The sequence below is a fragment of the Prochlorococcus marinus XMU1412 genome (genome assembly GCF_017696315.1).
In the GTDB taxonomy this organism is placed as follows: Bacteria; Cyanobacteriota; Cyanobacteriia; order PCC-6307; family Cyanobiaceae; genus Prochlorococcus_A; species Prochlorococcus_A marinus_AF.
On record NZ_JAAORJ010000002.1, the window covers coordinates 20,554 to 37,463 of the forward strand.

At 32.5% G+C, this 16,910-nt stretch carries 19 protein-coding genes; 13 read left to right on the forward strand and 6 right to left on the reverse strand.

Annotated features, from left to right (window positions below):
• Positions 1–8: 8 nt before the first annotated feature.
• Positions 9–1,772, forward strand: coding sequence for a biosynthetic-type acetolactate synthase large subunit (ilvB, locus tag HA152_RS02865; protein WP_209133368.1), 1,764 nt, complete (start codon positions 9–11; stop codon positions 1,770–1,772).
• A gap of 68 nt (positions 1,773–1,840) precedes the next feature.
• A complete protein-coding gene (locus HA152_RS02870) occupies positions 1,841–2,191 on the forward strand; it encodes a hypothetical protein (protein WP_209133370.1) in 351 nt (116 codons plus the stop codon).
• Between the two features lie 6 nt (positions 2,192–2,197).
• On the opposite strand, the gene pgeF is transcribed toward HA152_RS02870, so the two are convergent.
• The 3 genes from pgeF to HA152_RS02885 are packed head-to-tail and all read right to left on the reverse strand — an operon-like array spanning position 2,198 to position 5,107.
• A complete protein-coding gene (gene pgeF / locus HA152_RS02875) occupies positions 2,198–2,980 on the reverse strand; it encodes a peptidoglycan editing factor PgeF (protein WP_308789020.1) in 783 nt (260 codons plus the stop codon).
• Positions 2,981–3,002: 22 nt separating this feature from the next.
• Positions 3,003–3,908, reverse strand: coding sequence for a Tab2 family RNA-binding protein (locus tag HA152_RS02880; protein ID WP_209133372.1), 906 nt, complete (start codon positions 3,906–3,908; stop codon positions 3,003–3,005).
• On the reverse strand, positions 3,905–5,107 hold the full coding sequence (locus HA152_RS02885) for a S1 RNA-binding domain-containing protein (protein ID WP_209133374.1): 1,203 nt from the start codon (positions 5,105–5,107) through the stop codon (positions 3,905–3,907). The genes HA152_RS02880 and HA152_RS02885 overlap by 4 nt, the downstream gene beginning before the upstream one ends.
• Before the next feature lie 66 nt (positions 5,108–5,173).
• Between HA152_RS02885 and HA152_RS02890 the strand changes: the two genes are divergently transcribed.
• From HA152_RS02890 to folE, 6 genes are all read left to right on the forward strand, one after another.
• Positions 5,174–5,968 (forward strand): creatininase family protein, encoded by a 795-nt coding sequence (locus HA152_RS02890; protein WP_209133376.1) that lies wholly within the window; start codon positions 5,174–5,176, stop codon positions 5,966–5,968.
• Positions 5,969–6,079: 111 nt separating this feature from the next.
• Positions 6,080–6,808, forward strand: a complete 729-nt coding sequence (locus tag HA152_RS02895) for an aldehyde oxygenase (deformylating) (RefSeq protein WP_032517822.1) — start codon at positions 6,080–6,082, stop codon at positions 6,806–6,808.
• A 108-nt stretch (positions 6,809–6,916) separates the two neighbouring features.
• The gene (locus HA152_RS02900; protein WP_209133378.1) at positions 6,917–7,957 is read left to right on the forward strand and encodes a long-chain acyl-[acyl-carrier-protein] reductase; all 1,041 of its coding nucleotides are present in this window, start codon (positions 6,917–6,919) and stop codon (positions 7,955–7,957) included.
• A 3-nt stretch (positions 7,958–7,960) separates the two neighbouring features.
• On the forward strand, positions 7,961–8,968 hold the full coding sequence (locus tag HA152_RS02905; protein ID WP_209133380.1) for an acetyl-CoA carboxylase carboxyltransferase subunit alpha: 1,008 nt from the start codon (positions 7,961–7,963) through the stop codon (positions 8,966–8,968).
• The gene (locus tag HA152_RS02910) at positions 8,943–9,677 is read left to right on the forward strand and encodes an SDR family oxidoreductase (protein ID WP_209133382.1); all 735 of its coding nucleotides are present in this window, start codon (positions 8,943–8,945) and stop codon (positions 9,675–9,677) included. Before HA152_RS02905 ends, HA152_RS02910 begins: the two co-directional genes overlap by 26 nt.
• 153 nt (positions 9,678–9,830) lie before the next feature.
• Positions 9,831–10,571: a GTP cyclohydrolase I gene (gene folE / locus HA152_RS02915; protein ID WP_025945790.1), complete on the forward strand. Its 741-nt coding sequence runs from the start codon at positions 9,831–9,833 to the stop codon at positions 10,569–10,571.
• Here the strand turns inward: folE and HA152_RS02920 are convergent.
• A complete protein-coding gene (locus HA152_RS02920) occupies positions 10,568–11,224 on the reverse strand; it encodes a phosphoribosylanthranilate isomerase (protein WP_209133384.1) in 657 nt (218 codons plus the stop codon). The genes folE and HA152_RS02920 overlap by 4 nt on opposite strands.
• A 55-nt stretch (positions 11,225–11,279) precedes the next feature.
• Here HA152_RS02920 and HA152_RS02925 point away from each other — a divergent pair, with 55 nt between their 5' ends.
• Positions 11,280–12,506, forward strand: a complete 1,227-nt coding sequence (locus HA152_RS02925) for a site-2 protease family protein (protein ID WP_209133387.1) — start codon at positions 11,280–11,282, stop codon at positions 12,504–12,506.
• Here the strand turns inward: HA152_RS02925 and HA152_RS02930 are convergent.
• Positions 12,500–13,255, reverse strand: a complete 756-nt coding sequence (locus HA152_RS02930; RefSeq protein WP_209133389.1) for a lipoyl protein ligase domain-containing protein — start codon at positions 13,253–13,255, stop codon at positions 12,500–12,502. The genes HA152_RS02925 and HA152_RS02930 overlap by 7 nt on opposite strands.
• 101 nt (positions 13,256–13,356) lie before the next feature.
• Here HA152_RS02930 and psaM point away from each other — a divergent pair, with 101 nt between their 5' ends.
• From psaM to HA152_RS02950, 4 genes are all read left to right on the forward strand, one after another.
• On the forward strand, positions 13,357–13,461 hold the full coding sequence (psaM, locus tag HA152_RS02935; protein ID WP_025887817.1) for a photosystem I reaction center subunit XII: 105 nt from the start codon (positions 13,357–13,359) through the stop codon (positions 13,459–13,461).
• Positions 13,462–13,546: 85 nt separating this feature from the next.
• A complete protein-coding gene (locus tag HA152_RS10125; RefSeq protein WP_209133397.1) occupies positions 13,547–13,894 on the forward strand; it encodes a hypothetical protein in 348 nt (115 codons plus the stop codon).
• Positions 13,895–13,948: 54 nt separating this feature from the next.
• Entirely contained in the window at positions 13,949–14,953 is a 1,005-nt protein-coding gene (locus HA152_RS02945; RefSeq protein ID WP_209133399.1) for a protochlorophyllide reductase, read from the forward strand.
• A 187-nt stretch (positions 14,954–15,140) separates the two neighbouring features.
• Positions 15,141–15,884, forward strand: a complete 744-nt coding sequence (locus HA152_RS02950) for a hypothetical protein (protein WP_209133402.1) — start codon at positions 15,141–15,143, stop codon at positions 15,882–15,884.
• Between the two features lie 79 nt (positions 15,885–15,963).
• Here the strand turns inward: HA152_RS02950 and bchL are convergent, their stop codons facing one another.
• Positions 15,964–16,851: a ferredoxin:protochlorophyllide reductase (ATP-dependent) iron-sulfur ATP-binding protein gene (gene bchL / locus HA152_RS02955; RefSeq protein WP_209133405.1), complete on the reverse strand. Its 888-nt coding sequence runs from the start codon at positions 16,849–16,851 to the stop codon at positions 15,964–15,966.
• Between the last annotated feature and the right edge of the window lie 59 nt (positions 16,852–16,910).

The window sequence follows — 16,910 nt, forward strand, 5'->3', positions numbered from 1 at the left end:
TTTCTTTAGTGACTCTTACTTCGAGATCCTTTTCAAAGGGTAGTTCAAAACATGAAAATCCAGTTTGGATAACTGGTGCAGACGCACTAATGGATTCTTTAAAAATTCATGGAGTAAAAGTTATATTTGGATATCCCGGGGGAGCCATACTACCAATCTATGATGCTGTGCATAAGGCAGAACAAGAAGGTTGGTTAAAGCATTATATGGTTAGGCATGAGCAAGGTGGATCACATGCGGCTGATGGATATGCAAGATCTACTGGTGAAGTAGGAGTATGTTTTGGAACCTCAGGCCCCGGTGCAACAAATTTGGTAACTGGAATTGCTACTGCGCAAATGGATTCAGTCCCCCTAGTTGTAGTTACAGGTCAAGTCCCAAGACCTGCTATAGGAACTGACGCTTTTCAAGAAACTGATATTTTTGGCATAACTCTTCCAATAGTGAAACATTCATGGGTAATAAGAGATCCTTCAGATATAGCGAAAATAGTTTCTGAAGCTTTTTTTATAGCCTCATCTGGAAGACCTGGCCCTGTTTTAATTGATATACCCAAAGATGTAGGTCAGGAGTTCTTTAATTACCAAAGAGTTTTGCCTGGTGAGATTATCCCTAAAGGATTTAAAAGGAATGGAGAAATTAATGATTCCGATATCAATAAAGCAATAAAATTAATAGAAGATTCTGAAAGACCTCTTTTATACGTAGGTGGTGGGGCAATATCTTCAGGGGCTCATGATGAAATAAAAACTTTGGCAAAGAATTATCAAATACCAGTTACCACAACCTTAATGGGGAAGGGCGCTTTTGATGAAAAAGACAATTTATCAGTAGGGATGTTAGGAATGCATGGAACTGCTTACGCAAATTTCGCTGTTACAGAATGCGATCTTTTAATTGCTATTGGAGCTAGATTCGATGATAGGGTGACAGGAAAATTAGATACTTTTGCACCTAATGCAAAGGTAATTCATATAGATATCGACCCAGCAGAAGTTAATAAAAATAGACGTGTAGATGTTGCAATTGTTTCTGATGTTTCAAAAGCTGTTCTTAAAATTAATGAACAATCTCTAAAAAACAAACTTACTTTTCAGACAAAAAACTGGTTAGAAAAAATTGATTTTTGGAAAAATAAACACCCTTTATATGATCCGCCTAAAGAAGGAGAAATTTATCCTCAAGAGGTTCTTTTAAAAGTGAGAGAATTTTCACCTGAAGCTTATATAACTACAGATGTAGGACAACATCAGATGTGGGCTGCTCAATATCTTAGGAATTCTCCAAGAAAATGGATTAGTAGTGCAGGCTTAGGAACTATGGGTTTTGGATTGCCAGCGGCAATTGGAGTAAAAGCAGCCTTGCCTGATTCAGATGTAATTTGTATTGCAGGAGATGCAAGTGTCTTAATGAATATTCAAGAATTAGGAACTTTATCTCAATATGGTCTAAAGGTGAAATTGGTTATTATCAATAATCGCTGGCAAGGGATGGTAAGACAATGGCAGGAAAGTTTCTACGATGAAAGATATTCCTCATCTGATATGAGTTGTGGCGAGCCTGATTTTGTAAAACTTGCTGAGTCTTTTGGAGTTAAGGGATACTTGATTTCTGATAGAAAACAACTACAGAATGAATTAAAACATGCGCTTGATTATGACGGCCCTGCATTGATTAATATCCTTGTGAGAAGAGGTGAAAATTGTTATCCAATGGTCCCTCCTGGTAAAAGTAATGCTCAAATGGTTGGATATGTTAATTGTGAAGACTAATTTTTTTTAAATTCGTCATTTTAAAAAATTAACTTTAAGATAATTTAAAAAACTTAGATATTTCGAAATTGAAAAAATTATCAAAAATTTTAATCATAGCCTGCTTGATTGTTCTTAATCCTGTAATAGTTAACTCGGCCGAAATTCTTCAAATTAAAAGTTCAAATACTATTTTGGTGGGGGATCAAAATAGGAATTTAACGATTGGACTATTTTGTGTAGATGTAAATGAAATTGACGAGCTTGAAGCAACTAATTTACTTAAGAGTGAATTCCCAAGGGGAAGCAAAGTGAAAATAAAACCTTTTGGTTTCAAAGATAATGTTTTGTTAGCCAAAGTTTTTAATATTAAAGGTACAAAGGAGATGACCGAATTATTAGTTGCTAAAGACTTAACTAGTGAAATTTGTCAAAGTTAACTATCTCTATGAACAAATTAAATTCCATTGTCTCGAGAATGTTTTGCACTTTCTCCAAGAATTAAATTCATTTTTTAATTTGTATGTGCATAAATTTGAAATGTCTATATTTGTATTAGGAATGTTCTCACATAAAAGTTGTCTATAGGCAGATCTTTTGAGATCAAGTTGATTTAAGTTTTGCTCTTTGATGTGATTTGAATCACTAAAACAAAGATCTTTTTCAGTTTTAGTCAAATTCACCGTTATTTTTTTGTTTTCGGCCTTTCTATAAAATTCCTTGAATGTAAATTGATCAACTAGATAATTTTCCTTAGAAATAGCTGGTCCAATGGCAACAAGTAAGTCATCTCTAGATGCCCCAAAATTTTCGAAAATTTTAACTAAATTTTTTATTATTTTTTTTTCTAATCCTTTTCTTCCACAATGTAAGGCTGCTATATTTCTTGTCCTTTTATCTGCAAAAAATATTGGCATGCAATCAGCTGTATAAATCCACAAGTTTTGATTGCATTTATTGCCAAAAAGACCATCTGCATTAGTCTTATTACCTTCTTGCGAAAGTGATCCAAGAACTATTTCATTACTGTGAATTTGATTGGAAACACAATTTATGTAATTTTCATTAAAGTGATTTCCCAATAATTGAAGAAATTTCTCAGAGCTAGACTTCGTAAAATAGGCATGTTTGAAATTATATTTACTAAGGATAGGGGATGAATAATACTCAAATTTTTTGTTCTGAATGAAAAATTCAGCTTTTGAGAAATATATTTCTTTGTATTGAATAGTTCCAGCTCCTAATCTGAATTTATGAAATTAATTCAATATCTCTCAAGATCCAGAATCCTGCAAATTTTTCGATGTATGGCGTTGACTGTATGGAAATAAATTGATAACCAAAAGAATTTTTTTTATTCTCTAAAAATTTGGTACTCAAAATGTTTGCATCTTTTTCTGGCAAATCAGTTACCAGCCAATTATCGTCTTCTGAAGCTTCAAGTATGAGTTGGTTCTTATTGATGACTAATTTAATAGGCTCTAAACAACTGAACCATGCAGAAAGTGCTAAAGATCTATCTTTGCTAAAAAGTCTCAATCCAGGAACTAAGTAATTATTATCTAAATCTTGCTGAATTGGGAAAATATCTCCAAATTCTATAGGCCAATTTTCTGCTGATTTTAATTCGCCAATAGATATTTCAGAGATAGTTAAAGCATCGCCCCTTACTGCTTCTGGCAGTGGTTGAGGAGAGTTTTCCATTTTAGAAGTAAAAGTAGGGGCCAATACGCCTCTTACATAACCTTTTTCCTTTGGATAAATCTCTTTTTCAAGGAATTCGATTCTATCTAATAAATCGTAAGTTCTCCTACTTACAATAGCCTCAATACTCAGGGCCTCCAGAGATTTCTTAATGATAGATTTCATTGACGACCTCCAAAATCGAACTATTGAAGGTTTCCCCCAGCCTTGTTTTTTTGCTTCACTTATTGCTTCATCTAGTGCCTTTGTAAGCCATACTGAATTAACTTCATTTGCAGGGCATTTTTTATTCCAAAGAAAAACACCTTCTGTCTTATAACTTCTTGTAGAGCAAATAATTAACTCCCACCTTTTTTTTCCATTTGATTCAATAATTGGTCTTGAGTAAAAGTCTAATTCCCAATCTGAAATTTTTAATTTAAGACTAGACTCCATTTCTTTATTTATGTTCATTTGTTTTGTTCTTTTTTATCAAAGAGTGCTTTAGTTTTTAGTGCCCTCTCTGCGGCTTCTTGCATAACCTTTTGCTTATCAATAATTAATTCTCCCGCAGAGTTTTCAAGGAGTGCTGTATTGAGACCAATGCGCCCTTTTTCGAGGTCAATTTCAGATATTAAAGCTTTTATAATTTCCCCTTCTCTAAAAACTTCTCTTAAAGAACGAATCGATCCATTTGTTAGTGAGGATTGATGAAGAAGTCCACTAGCTCCACCTAAATCAATAAAAAAGCCATATGGTTTTACAGCTAAAACTTCTCCTTCAATTAGTTGTCCCAATTCTAGACTTGTAAGTTTAGAGACTAATGATGCTTTCTTTTCAGAGAGAACTAATTTTCTAGATTCTGGATTAACTTCAAGAAACGCTACTTTTAGAGTTTTGCCAACAAATGATTGATAATCTTGACCATCTTCAAGTTGAGATCTTGGGATGAATCCTCTTAATCCATCTACATCACAAGTAAGCCCACCTCTGTTAAATCCATTAATTAAAACGTTAATTAATTCTCCATTTTTTGCGGAACTTGATACTTTCTCCCAACTTTGCCTGAGAATTAATGCCCGAGCACTCACTGTTACCATTCCATCAGCATTTTGTTCTTTGATAACCAAGACTTCCATTTCTAGGCCCATAGAAAACTTTTCTTTAAAGTTAGTTATGACACCCAAACCACATTCTTTTTTGGGCATATAACCAGGTGCTTTTCCACCAATGTCAACATATAATCCATCACTTTCGATTGCTATAACCTTACCTGAAATTGTTTCTCCAGTAGCCCCAATTGGCTCATTTGCATTTAAAGCCTCCAAAAAAGCACTTTCATCAAAATCGAATTCATCAACTTTTCTTTCTAATTGAAAATCTGTGTTTTGCTTAGAAAAATTAAGAGGTCTATTTAAATCTTGTTGAGGAATATCAAAATCCTTGGTCTTTTCATTACTTTCTTCAATTTCTTTTACTGAATTATCTTTAATGATTTGAGGATTAACTGCAATATTCTCTTTTTTAATATCTTCTTGCGAATTTGTTCGCTCATCATGTATTTCTTTAGATTTTTTTTGAGAATCTTTCTTGCTTATGTGAAGTACCTGCAGAGGTTTTTTATTGCCCTTTGGTTGGATATTATCTTGGGCATTTTTATTACTGACTCCCATTGTAGGTAAAATAAGAATAATTAATTATTAACATACTCTAAATGTTAGTACTCAAAATTAAAATTAATGAACCTTAAACCAATACCTAATAAATTTGAATATTTAAATTGGCAAGAAATTGAGAGTATTGCAAAAGAAAAAAGATCAACAGTGATTTGGCCATTCGGTGCTGTTGAGCAACATGGACCCCATTTACCTCTTGCTACAGATAGTATTTTTGTTGATGAAATCATTAATGAAGTTTTAAAATTATTCTCTTCCGATATTCCATTAAAAAAACTTCCAACACAATATATTGGTTTTTCACCAGAACATAAGGGATTCGCCGGGACAATTTCACTTTCTTCAAATTTAATAACTGCAATGATTAAGGAAGTCGGAGGTCAATTATCTGAAATGGGTTTTAAAAGATTGATATTGATTAATGGACATGGAGGTCAAATCTCACTTCTAAATACAGCGGCAAGAGAGCTAAGAAGTTTCTCCCCAGGGATGGCAGTTTTCCCTTGTTTCTTATGGAGTGGTGTTAATGGATTAAGTGAATTGTTAACAAAAACTGAGATCGAGGATGGGCTTCATGCTTCATTAGCTGAAACAAGTTTGATGCTTGCTTTAAAACCAGAATTAGTAGGCGATGAACGCCCAAATGAGGGAATTAAAGGAAAGATCCCAGAAGGTTGGAGTCTAGAGGGAAATGCGCCTACTGCTTGGCTTACTGATGACTTTAGTAAATCAGGTGTTATAGGAGATAGTAGAGGAGCAAATGAGTCTTTAGGGAAAAATTTAAAGGAATTATTGATTAATCATTGGTTCAAATTGATTATGAATCTGATGCAATCAGATTGGCCAAACAATTCTTAAATAAGTTTAAGTAAAAAATGTGACTTAACAATTGAAACTATTTTCATGATATTTAAATAAACTCTCTATAATCGTGTAATATTCATGCATAATGAGCTAAAGATTACTGACATGCAAACTCTAGAATCAAATAAAAAAACTATTGAAGAATCGACTAATCCGATTTCTTTAGATTTGCCCGACTTCACTACAGATTCTTATAAGGATGCATATAGCAGAATCAATGCAATTGTTATAGAAGGAGAGCAAGAGGCTCATGATAATTACATTTCAATAGCAACTTTAATTCCAAATGAGTTAGAGGAGTTAACTAAATTGGCTAGAATGGAAATGAAGCATAAAAAAGGCTTTACTGCATGTGGTAGAAATTTAGGTGTAGTAGCTGATATGGAATTTGCTAAAAAATTCTTTTCTAAATTACATGGTAATTTTCAAATTGCTCTTGAAAAAGGAAATTTAACAACATGTCTTTTAATACAAGCTATATTAATTGAAGCATTTGCAATCTCTGCTTATAACGTCTACATAAGAGTTGCCGATCCTTTTGCAAAGAAAATAACGGAAGGAGTTGTGAAAGATGAATATCTTCATTTAAATTATGGTCAAGAGTGGCTTAAAGAGAATCTATCTACTTGTAAAGAGGAATTAATGGAAGCTAATAAGGTTAATCTTCCGTTAATTAAAAAAATGCTAGATGAAGTAGCAGATGATGCATCAGTTTTAGCTATGGACAGAGAAGAATTAATGGAAGAATTTATGATTGCTTATCAAGATACATTGATGGAAATAGGTCTAGATAATAGAGAAATTGCAAGAATGGCTATGGCAGCTATCGTCTGATTACATTTCTAATTATTTAACGATTTTAATAATTAATCAATCCTATTTAAGTAGTTACCTCTGTGCTATTGTTCATAACATCGTATAGAAACCATTTATAAATTTTAAATGTTTGGGTTAATAGGCCACTCAACCAGTTTTGAAGATGCAAAGAGAAAAGCTTCGATGCTAGGCTTTGATCATATTGCTGATGGTGACTTGGATGTTTGGTGTACTGCTCCTCCTCAGCTTGTTGAAAATGTAGAAGTTAAGAGTGCTACTGGAATATCTATTGAAGGTTCTTATATAGATTCGTGCTTTGTTCCTGAAATGCTTTCTAGGTTTAAAACGGCTAGAAGGAAGGTACTAAATGCTATGGAACTAGCTCAGAAAAAAGGGATTAACATTACCGCTTTAGGAGGATTTACTTCTATTATTTTTGAGAATTTTAATCTTCTACAGCATAAACAAATTAGAAATACTTCATTAGAGTGGGAAAGGTTTACTACTGGCAATACTCATACCGCCTGGGTTATTTGTAAGCAACTAGAAATAAATGCGCCTCGCATTGGGATAGACCTTAAAAAAGCAACTGTTGCTGTAATTGGTGCTACAGGAGATATTGGTAGTGCTGTTTGTAGGTGGCTTATCAATAAAACTGGGATTTCAGAACTTCTTATGGTAGCAAGACAACAAGAACCTCTAGCGCTGTTACAAAAAGAATTAGATGGTGGCATCATAACAAGCTTAGATGAGGCATTGCCAAAGGCGGATATTGTCGTATGGGTTGCAAGTATGCCTAAAACTATTGAAATTGATACTGATAACTTAAAAAAACCATGTTTAATGATTGATGGTGGATACCCCAAAAATCTTGATGAGAAATTTCAGGGTGAAAATATTTATGTTTTAAAAGGAGGTATAGTAGAGTTTTTCAATGATATTGGTTGGAATATGATGGAACTTGCCGAAATGCAAAACCCTCAGCGAGAAATGTTTGCTTGCTTTGCAGAGGCTATGATTTTAGAATTTGAAAAGTGTCATACAAACTTTAGTTGGGGAAGAAATAACATTTCCCTTGAAAAGATGGAATTTATTGGGGCAGCTTCTTTAAAGCATGGTTTTTCCGCCATTGGACTTGATAAGCAGCCTAAAGTATTAACTGTATAAATTATGGCTAAACGTTACCTCCTTGATTTTGAAAAGCCTCTTGTTGAACTTGAGAAGCAGATAGATCAAATTAAAGAATTAGCTCGAGATTCAGAGGTAGATGTTAGTCAACAGCTTCTACAGCTGGAAACCTTAGCTGCTAGAAGAAGAGAAGAAATTTTTAAATCTCTCACCCCTGCTCAAAAGATTCAGGTAGCTAGACATCCTCAAAGGCCAAGTACTTTGGATTTTGTTCAAATGTTTTGTGATGACTGGATCGAGTTACATGGAGACAGAAATGGTGGCGATGATATGGCACTAATTGGGGGGATAGGTTCGATAAATAATAGGCCAGTGTTGATGTTAGGGCATCAGAAAGGAAGGGACACAAAAGAAAATGTAGTAAGAAACTTTGGGATGGCAAAACCAGGAGGTTACAGAAAAGCTCTTAGATTAATGCAGCATGCAAATAGATTTTCTTTGCCAATTCTTACATTTATTGATACTCCTGGAGCTTATGCCGGTTTAAAAGCTGAAGAACAAGGTCAAGGAGAAGCGATTGCAAGAAACCTTCGAGAGATGTTTGGATTGAAAGTCCCAATTGTGGCTACTGTTATTGGAGAAGGAGGTTCAGGAGGCGCACTTGGAATTGGTGTTGCAGATAGGTTACTAATGTTTGAACACAGTGTTTACACAGTTGCTAGTCCGGAAGCATGTGCATCAATTTTGTGGAGGGATGCTGCGAAGGCACCAGAAGCTGCATCAGCACTTAAAATTACAGGTAAAGATTTACTTAAATTAGGTATAATAGATGAGGTATTACCAGAACCTTCTGGTGGGAATAATTGGGCTCCTTTAGATGCTGGTTACACACTAAAAGCGGCTATCGAGAAACATCTTAATGCTTTAATGCAAATGCCCGAAGACGAATTAATTGAGGAAAGATATAAAAAGTTTAGAGTTTTAGGTAAATTTATCGAAGCAAATAATATTGAAGAGATTTATAGTGAAATTCCCCAAAAAACTGAATAACTTGAAACTAGCTTTTATAACGGGTGCTACGAAGGGTATTGGTAGATCTACCGCAATTACTTTCGCCAATGCTGGCTGGGATTTAATTTTACTCTCCAGGGATATGGATTTAATGGAGAAACTAAAGAGCGAACTGTTCACTACTAAATCAAAAATTAACCTAGTAAAGTGTGATTTATCTAATCCTTTAGAAATAGAGCATTGTGTTAAAGAGGCAATTGAGAAGTATGGGTGCCCTTCAGTATTGATAAATAATGCCGGTTGCGCATTTAATGGCCCTTTAGTTGAAATGGAATTAGATCAATGGGAACAAACTATTCAAATAAACCTCACAAGTGTTTTTCAAATTTGTAGTTTAATAGTCCCTCAAATGAGAAAAAATGGTGGTTTAGTTATTAATGTTAGTAGTCATGCCTCTTATAATGCATTTCCCCAATGGGGAGCATATTGTATTTCAAAGTCTGCACTAGTTATGTTTACTAAATGCTTGAGGGAAGAGGAGAGATCTAATTCAATTAGAGCCTGCACAATAACTTTAGGCTCAGTAAATACTCCTCTTTGGGACTCAGAATCTATAAATGCTGATTTTGATAGAACTTCTATGCTCTCCTCAAGCGAAGTGTCAGATACTATTCTCTATATGGCTCAACAACCTGCATCACAACTGATTGAAGACTTAACTTTAATGCCCTCCGGAGGAGCTTTCTAAACATTCTTTTTCTTTTCTTAATCCTTAAAAAGTGATTTTTTTTAGGGCTAAGCGAACCCGATTAAACAAAAGAATGTGATATAGTGTATAAGCAATTAAGCCTTAAGAAGATACAGTTAATTAAGTTGCGTACAATTTTCTGTCAAGAATTTTATGACCTCTACATTACCCAACGATAATATTAGAAACTTTGACGATCAGATTACTAATAAATTAATCTCCGAAATTATAAGAGACAGAATTAAGAATTCTGGTACAAGATTTAGTGCTAACGATAATATTTCCGATTTTATAAATCCAGGTGAATTAGAAATTTTAGAAAAAGAAGTAGCCTCAAGAGTTAAAGATTTACTTAAGTCCCTCGTAATTGATGTTGAAAATGATCATAATACTCAAGAAACTGCTGAAAGAGTTTCAAAAATGTACCTAAATGAAGTTTTTAAAGGCAGATATCATGAACAACCTAAAGTTACAAGTTTCCCTAATGATAAGAATCTTGATGAAATTTATACAGTTGGCCCAATTTCGGTTAGATCTGCATGTTCACATCACTTAGTTCCAATTTTAGGAGAGTGTTGGATAGGTATTAAACCTGGAAATAAAGTCATAGGACTTTCAAAATTTGCGAGAGTTGCTGATTGGGTTTTTTCAAGACCTCATATACAGGAAGAAGCTGTAATGATACTTGCAGATGAAATTGAAAAACTGTGTGAACCTAAAGGTTTAGGTATTATTGTAAAGGCCCAACATTATTGTATGAAGTGGAGAGGAGTTAAAGAGCCAAATACAAGTATGATTAATTCTGTGGTTAGAGGCGATTTTAGACACGATTTAAGTTTAAAACAAGAATTTTTTGAGCTTGTAAAACAGCAGTCTGCTACTAATAATTACTAATTTCTTTTTAAAAATTTAAAAAGATCTTTTGTTTTTTTAATATCTTTTATACCTGGTGATACTTCAATACTACTTGAAATATCTAATCCATCTGGCTTGAAGTCAGTGAGGATTTCATCAATCCATTCAATTGATATTCCACCTGCCAACCACCATGGTTTGCTAAATTGCAAATTCTTTAAATAAATAGAATTTATTTTTTTCCCTGAACCTCCATAAGTTTCTTTATTCCAAGAATCAAGTAGTATCGCATCTACAAAATCTTCAAAAGGTTTTATTTTATCTATGTCCTTTTCCGTTTTTATTCTGAAAGCCTTCCATAAACCAATATTAGGAATTTTTTCCCTTATTTTTTTGCAATAATCAATATCTTCATCTCCATGTAATTGAATTATAGTTTCACTTGGATTTCCTAAGAAATTTTTAATAATCAAGTCTATTGGACAATTTTGTACAACTGATACCCTCTCGATTTTTGGATACAACCTTTCTAAGGTTGTAAAAATATTTTTCTTAATTTCAGCGGATATATATCTTGGTGACTCTTCTACGGAAATAATGCCGATAGCATGCGCTCCTAATTTTGCTACTTGAAGAGCTTGTTCTTCTGAAGTTAGGCCACAAATTTTAATTAAAGTATTACTCTTGGGCATATAATAATCCTTTATGTAAAATTAATATTATTGCTTAATATAGCGGAGATTATTTTTGAGAAGTTGGCAAATTTTTAAAATATGGGGAATTCCCTTTAAAGTTCATCCTTATTGGTTTGCGATTCTCTTTTTATTCTCATGGAGTATAAGTAATCAGGTTAATTTAACTTCAAGCGATATTTATAATATTAAAGAATCTTGGATTATAGGATTTTTAACTTCTTTTTTCTTATTATCTTCAATAATTTTTCATGAGGTTTTTCATACTTTTGTTTCAATTAATCAGGGTGTAAAAATAAAAAAAATTACTTTTTATTTTCTAGGAGCAATTTTGCAAATAGATAAGTATTGTCAAACTGCTTTAGGTAATATAAAAATTGCAATTGTTAGACCTCTTCTATGTTTCGCTACAGCATCTATACTACTTTTAATTAGTAATAACAGTGCATCTCAAGAACAAATAGCAGTTAATGTAATTTCTAGAGTAGGTATATTTAATTTATTCTTAGGTTTCTTAAATTTGATTCCAATTGGTTCTTTAGATGGGGGGAATTTATTAAAAAGTATTATTTGGCATTTCTCAGGGAGTAAAAATAAAGGAAGAAATTTCCTCAATAAAGTAAATTTATTTTTATCTTTTTTTGTCTTATTTTTTGGGATAGTTTGTTTATTTAGATTTAACTTTTATTTTGGTTTTATTCTTTCTTGTTTAGGCTTGTTTGGAGTTAATTCTTCAAAATCTGAAAGTCAATTTTTTAAAATTGAAAACATACTTAAATTTAGTAAAGTTTCTGAGATCAAATTAAAGCCTTTGAGGAAAATTGAATACGATGCAAATTTCTCAGAATTTAATACATTAATAAAAAATAAAAAAGATGCATCGGATAAATATTTTTTTGTTACTAATAATGGCAGATGGACCGGTTTTGTTGATGAGAATATTTTAAAAACTGTTTCCTTAAAAAAATGGGAACGGAAATTTGTTGGAGATTTTAAGAAACCAATCGATAGTTTTGAATGTGTATCTCATAACGAAAAATTATGGAAAACTATAGAAAGAATTGAAAAAACAAATGAAGGTTCTTTATTAGTTCTCAATGCTGCAGATATCCCTTTGGGGATAATTGATAGGTCAAAAATTGGAAACTTTGTATTGAATAAGTTAGGTTTTAATTTGCCTTCAGAGATTATTAACAAATTAAACTTTAAAAATCATTATCCCTTGGGAATTGAATTGCCAAGAATAATTAATTCAATGAAGCAGAAAGGAGATCTTCAATAATTCTTGTCATTAAAATTTTTTATTTTTTTATTATCTATGGCAATATTTTTTAAATTTATATTTGATTTATTTTTCAGGAATGAATTTCTCAAATGTTGAACTATTTCATCATTTGTTAGTTTTATATTTAATTTTGGTGGGGCTTCTTCTTTGAATAATTTGAACCACAATTTTTTTGGAGGATTTGTTTGAATCTCTCCATGTTGAAGGAATGCACCTTTTTTACGAAATTGGGCACTACCTATTCTTTTAAACCCATCTTGATCAACTAAATCAGAAATTAATGAAGTCCCAAAACAATTTGTTTTAATGCTTGATTTTCGTAAATTACCATATCGTAAGTTTAGACCTAATTCTCTAAAACTTTTAATTAACCAATTATTAATCATTTCATAACTTAAGACTTTATAGTAAATTTTTTTAAAAGTTAATGCATATGTTATGCCTCCTGAATGCAGAACAGCTCCCCCTCCAGATGGACGTCTAACAATATTAATTTCACCATTTGATGACAAATTTTTCCAATGAAGAGGAATTTCCTTTTGGTGATAGCCAATTGAAAGCCAATCCCCAGTCCAATAGTAGAACCTCAATGTGAAAATTATTTCAGGATTCGAAATTGTCTGATCTAAAGAATTTAAATCTAAAGCCATTTGATCAAATCCAGGTAAATTGTTTGTTGAAAAAATTAAAGCCTGTTTTTCAATTCCCAAAATTAACTTTGTAGGTTTATTTATGATAATTTTCAATAAATTTTTTCTTTCAATTTGTTAATTACGTAACATCATTTTGTAATACTGTTTCAAATCTTCTCTTTTGGGTGGAGAATATAGAAAATAATTTTTTTACAATGGAGCCAACTCAAACAATAAATCTAATTGCATTAAGCCTCATAGTTGTTATGCATGCAGGAGTTTTAGCATTAAGACTAGGAATTAGTTTAGGTAGGAACTAAAGTCTATTAGAAAATTTAAAATTTATAAGGTAATAATAAAGTAAGACTGAATTGATTTATTCAGTAAAAATATCTAGTACTTAATTTGTCAAAATCTTTTTATAAAAATAGTATTTTCTACAAAAAATATCTAGGGTCTGTATTTATAAAAAGACAACAGAAACAGGATAATTTTGTATCATTGATCTTTTTAATTATAAAAATTAGCTTTTCCCTTTTAGCAATAATAAGCCTGATTAAGCTTGGCTATAGTTCTAAAGTGAGGTTGACTAGATTAAGGGAAATTGAAGACTCATTTTTATACGAAAAATATAGATTTAATGTTTTAACAGATAAGTTTGATGATTTATTCTCTTCTGAAGGTGAGCAAAGATTTATGAAGGATCAAGATCAAATAATTTCTAGGGACATTATCAGAGTAATATGGCGTTGATAAGGATGATCTTGTATCATTCTACTTTTCATTTTTCAATTAACTTTTTTGCTAGTGAGTAAGAACATCAAGGGTTTAGTCCTAATAACAGGAACAACTTCAGGGGTTGGATTAAATACTCTAAAACCTCTATTAAGATTTGGATGGGAGGTTATAGCAGTTAATAGATCAAATAAAAGAGCTATAAAAATAGCTGAGGAATCTTTGACAAAAGAGGAAGTTAAAAATGTTCACTTTATAGAAATAGATCTTTCTAACTTGGATGATGTGAGAAAAGGTTGCGATGAAATATTAGAAAGATTTAAGAACCCAATAAATTCTCTTATTTGTAATGCAGCAGTTTATAAACCGAGACTAAAGAGACCTGAAAGGTCTGCTCAGGGGTTTGAAAACTCTATGGCAGTAAATCATTTTGGGCATTTTCTTATGATAAACCTACTTATGGAAAATATTTTATCTTCTGAAAGAGAAATTGTTTTAAATGGCAAATTAACTGTATTCAAGCCAAGAATTACGGTATTAGGGACTGTTACGGCTAATTATTCAGAACTTGGAGGAAGGATCCCCATCCCTGCCCCAGCTGATTTGGGAGATTTATCTGGATTCAAAAATGGTTTTTTATCCCCAATAAGTATGGCGAATGGAAAGAAATTTAAACCTGGTAAGGCTTATAAGGATAGTAAACTTTGCAATATGGTGACAGTTCAGGAATTATCAAAAAGATATCCTGCAGAAAAGATTATTGTAAATTCTCTATATCCTGGATGTGTTGCTGATACAAAACTTTTTAGAGATACACCTTGGTTATTTAGATTCCTTTTCCCGATATTTCAAAAATTCATAACAAAAGGATATGTTTCACAAAGACTGGCTGGAGAGAGGGTCGCTCAAGTGGCAACTTATAAAGAATTTGCTAAACCATCAGTCCATTGGAGCTGGGGAAATCGTCAGAAAACTGGCAGAAAAGCTTTTTCTCAAAAGTTGTCAAAAAGAATAATTGATACGAAGACCTCGCAACAAACTTATGATTTAACAAGCCAATTGGTTGGATTAGATTAATTAAGATTAACTATACCCTTAATGTGTTAGCCAAACCTATTGGTATCACTAGTTTTAGCTCAATTGAAGATGGTTTTATAAATTAACGCAAAAACTTCTTTAACAAATGGTAAAGCCAATCTATTCATTAATAAAATTATTGACAGTCGCTCTAAAATGAAAGGAAATCAGTCTCGCTTTTAAATAAATGTTAGAGAGTAAATTTTGCAGAGAATTATATGAACTATCAGGTATTCCACCTTCAGAAGCTTTGCAGCTAATTTACTATTGGGATGGCAAAGGTGGTTCGGAGGAACAACCTGTTCATTTAAGACCAAAAAATTCAACTCCTTTGTTTAGAGCCGTAGTGGAATATAAACATTGTGCATATGGAATTTCTTATTCAGCTAAAGGTGATTGGTGGATGCCTGGACATTCAGAAGTGCCAAATACTTTTATCCCATGGGACGAAATTAACCTATTAAAATATAAATCCAAAGGCTTTGGTAATGCGGAAATTGAGACGGATTACTTTTACTTACTTGCACCTGAAGATTTTTTAGATGAAATTTATACATACTTCGTTCTTTTTTCATATCATGCATCTTTGTTCTCTGGTAAAGCCCCTCCTTTGATAAAAAATCCAGTAAATAATGGAATTATAATTTCATTAGGTTGGCAAAATTTATTTGAAAATGGATATCCCACTAATACTACAAATAATGACTTCCTTTCATTTTGTTATACACTTTTAACCAATAAAAGAATCGATCCAAACTCATTGGATAATGAATCTGAACCTATAACTGAAAGTGTTCCCGAGGGCGGTAACTATGCTTCTGAAGACAAACTTGAAAAAAAGCTAATAGAGTTGAAAGATTTGAGAGAAAAAGAATTAATATCTGAAGATGAATATATCAAATTAAAACAAAAAACTCTTGGATTAAATTAGAACATTCAATAAAACCATTGTAAATACTACGTTCTCAGAGAACATTTACTTATGACAAAATGGGTCGGGTTAGTTAAGACTAATCAAATCCTAATAAATCAAAAATTTCTCTATCTTTAAGAGGATTACCTTCTAAAGGTTCTACATTTTCAAGCATATTTTTGGCAAGAGATAAATATTCATTTTGAACTTCAATAACATCTTCAGTTGGTTCCATTTCAAAAATGGTGCATTTTTTTAGTCTTGATCTTCTAATGGCGTCGACATCTTTAAAATGGGCCATAGTTTTTAAACCTGTTCTCTCATTGAATTTATCAATTTGATCTGTGTCTTTTGATCTATTTGCGACTACCCCACCTAGTCTAACTTTATAATTTTTTGCTTTTGCTTTGATTGCAGAGACAATTCTATTCATAGCGAATATTGAATCGAAGTCATTAGCTGTAACAATTAGACAATAATTTGCATGTTGCAATGGAGCTGCAAATCCTCCGCAAACGACGTCTCCAAGGACATCAAAAATAACGACGTCAGTATCTTCTAATAAATGATGTTCTTTTAATAGTTTAACTGTCTGACCGGTTACATATCCCCCGCACCCTGTCCCAGCAGGAGGGCCTCCACTCTCGACGCACATTACGCCATTAAAACCTTCAAACATGAAATCGGTTGGCCTCAATTCTTCGCTATGAAAATCTACCTCTTCTAGAATATCGATAACTGTAGGAACCATTTTGTGCGTCAAAGTGAAGGTGCTATCGTGTTTCGGATCACATCCAATTTGTAGAACCTTTTTACCTAATTTTGAGAATGCTGCAGAAAGGTTTGATGATGTAGTTGATTTTCCGATGCCACCCTTCCCATAAACGGCAATAACTAAAGCCCCTTCCTCAATATTTATTTTTGGATCTTGCTTTACTTGAACACTTCCTTCTCCATCAAGAGGTCTATTTATAGTACTTTTCATTTAAAACTTAAAACACATTATTATTTATATTCTTGCAGCGCAAATACACATGAAATATG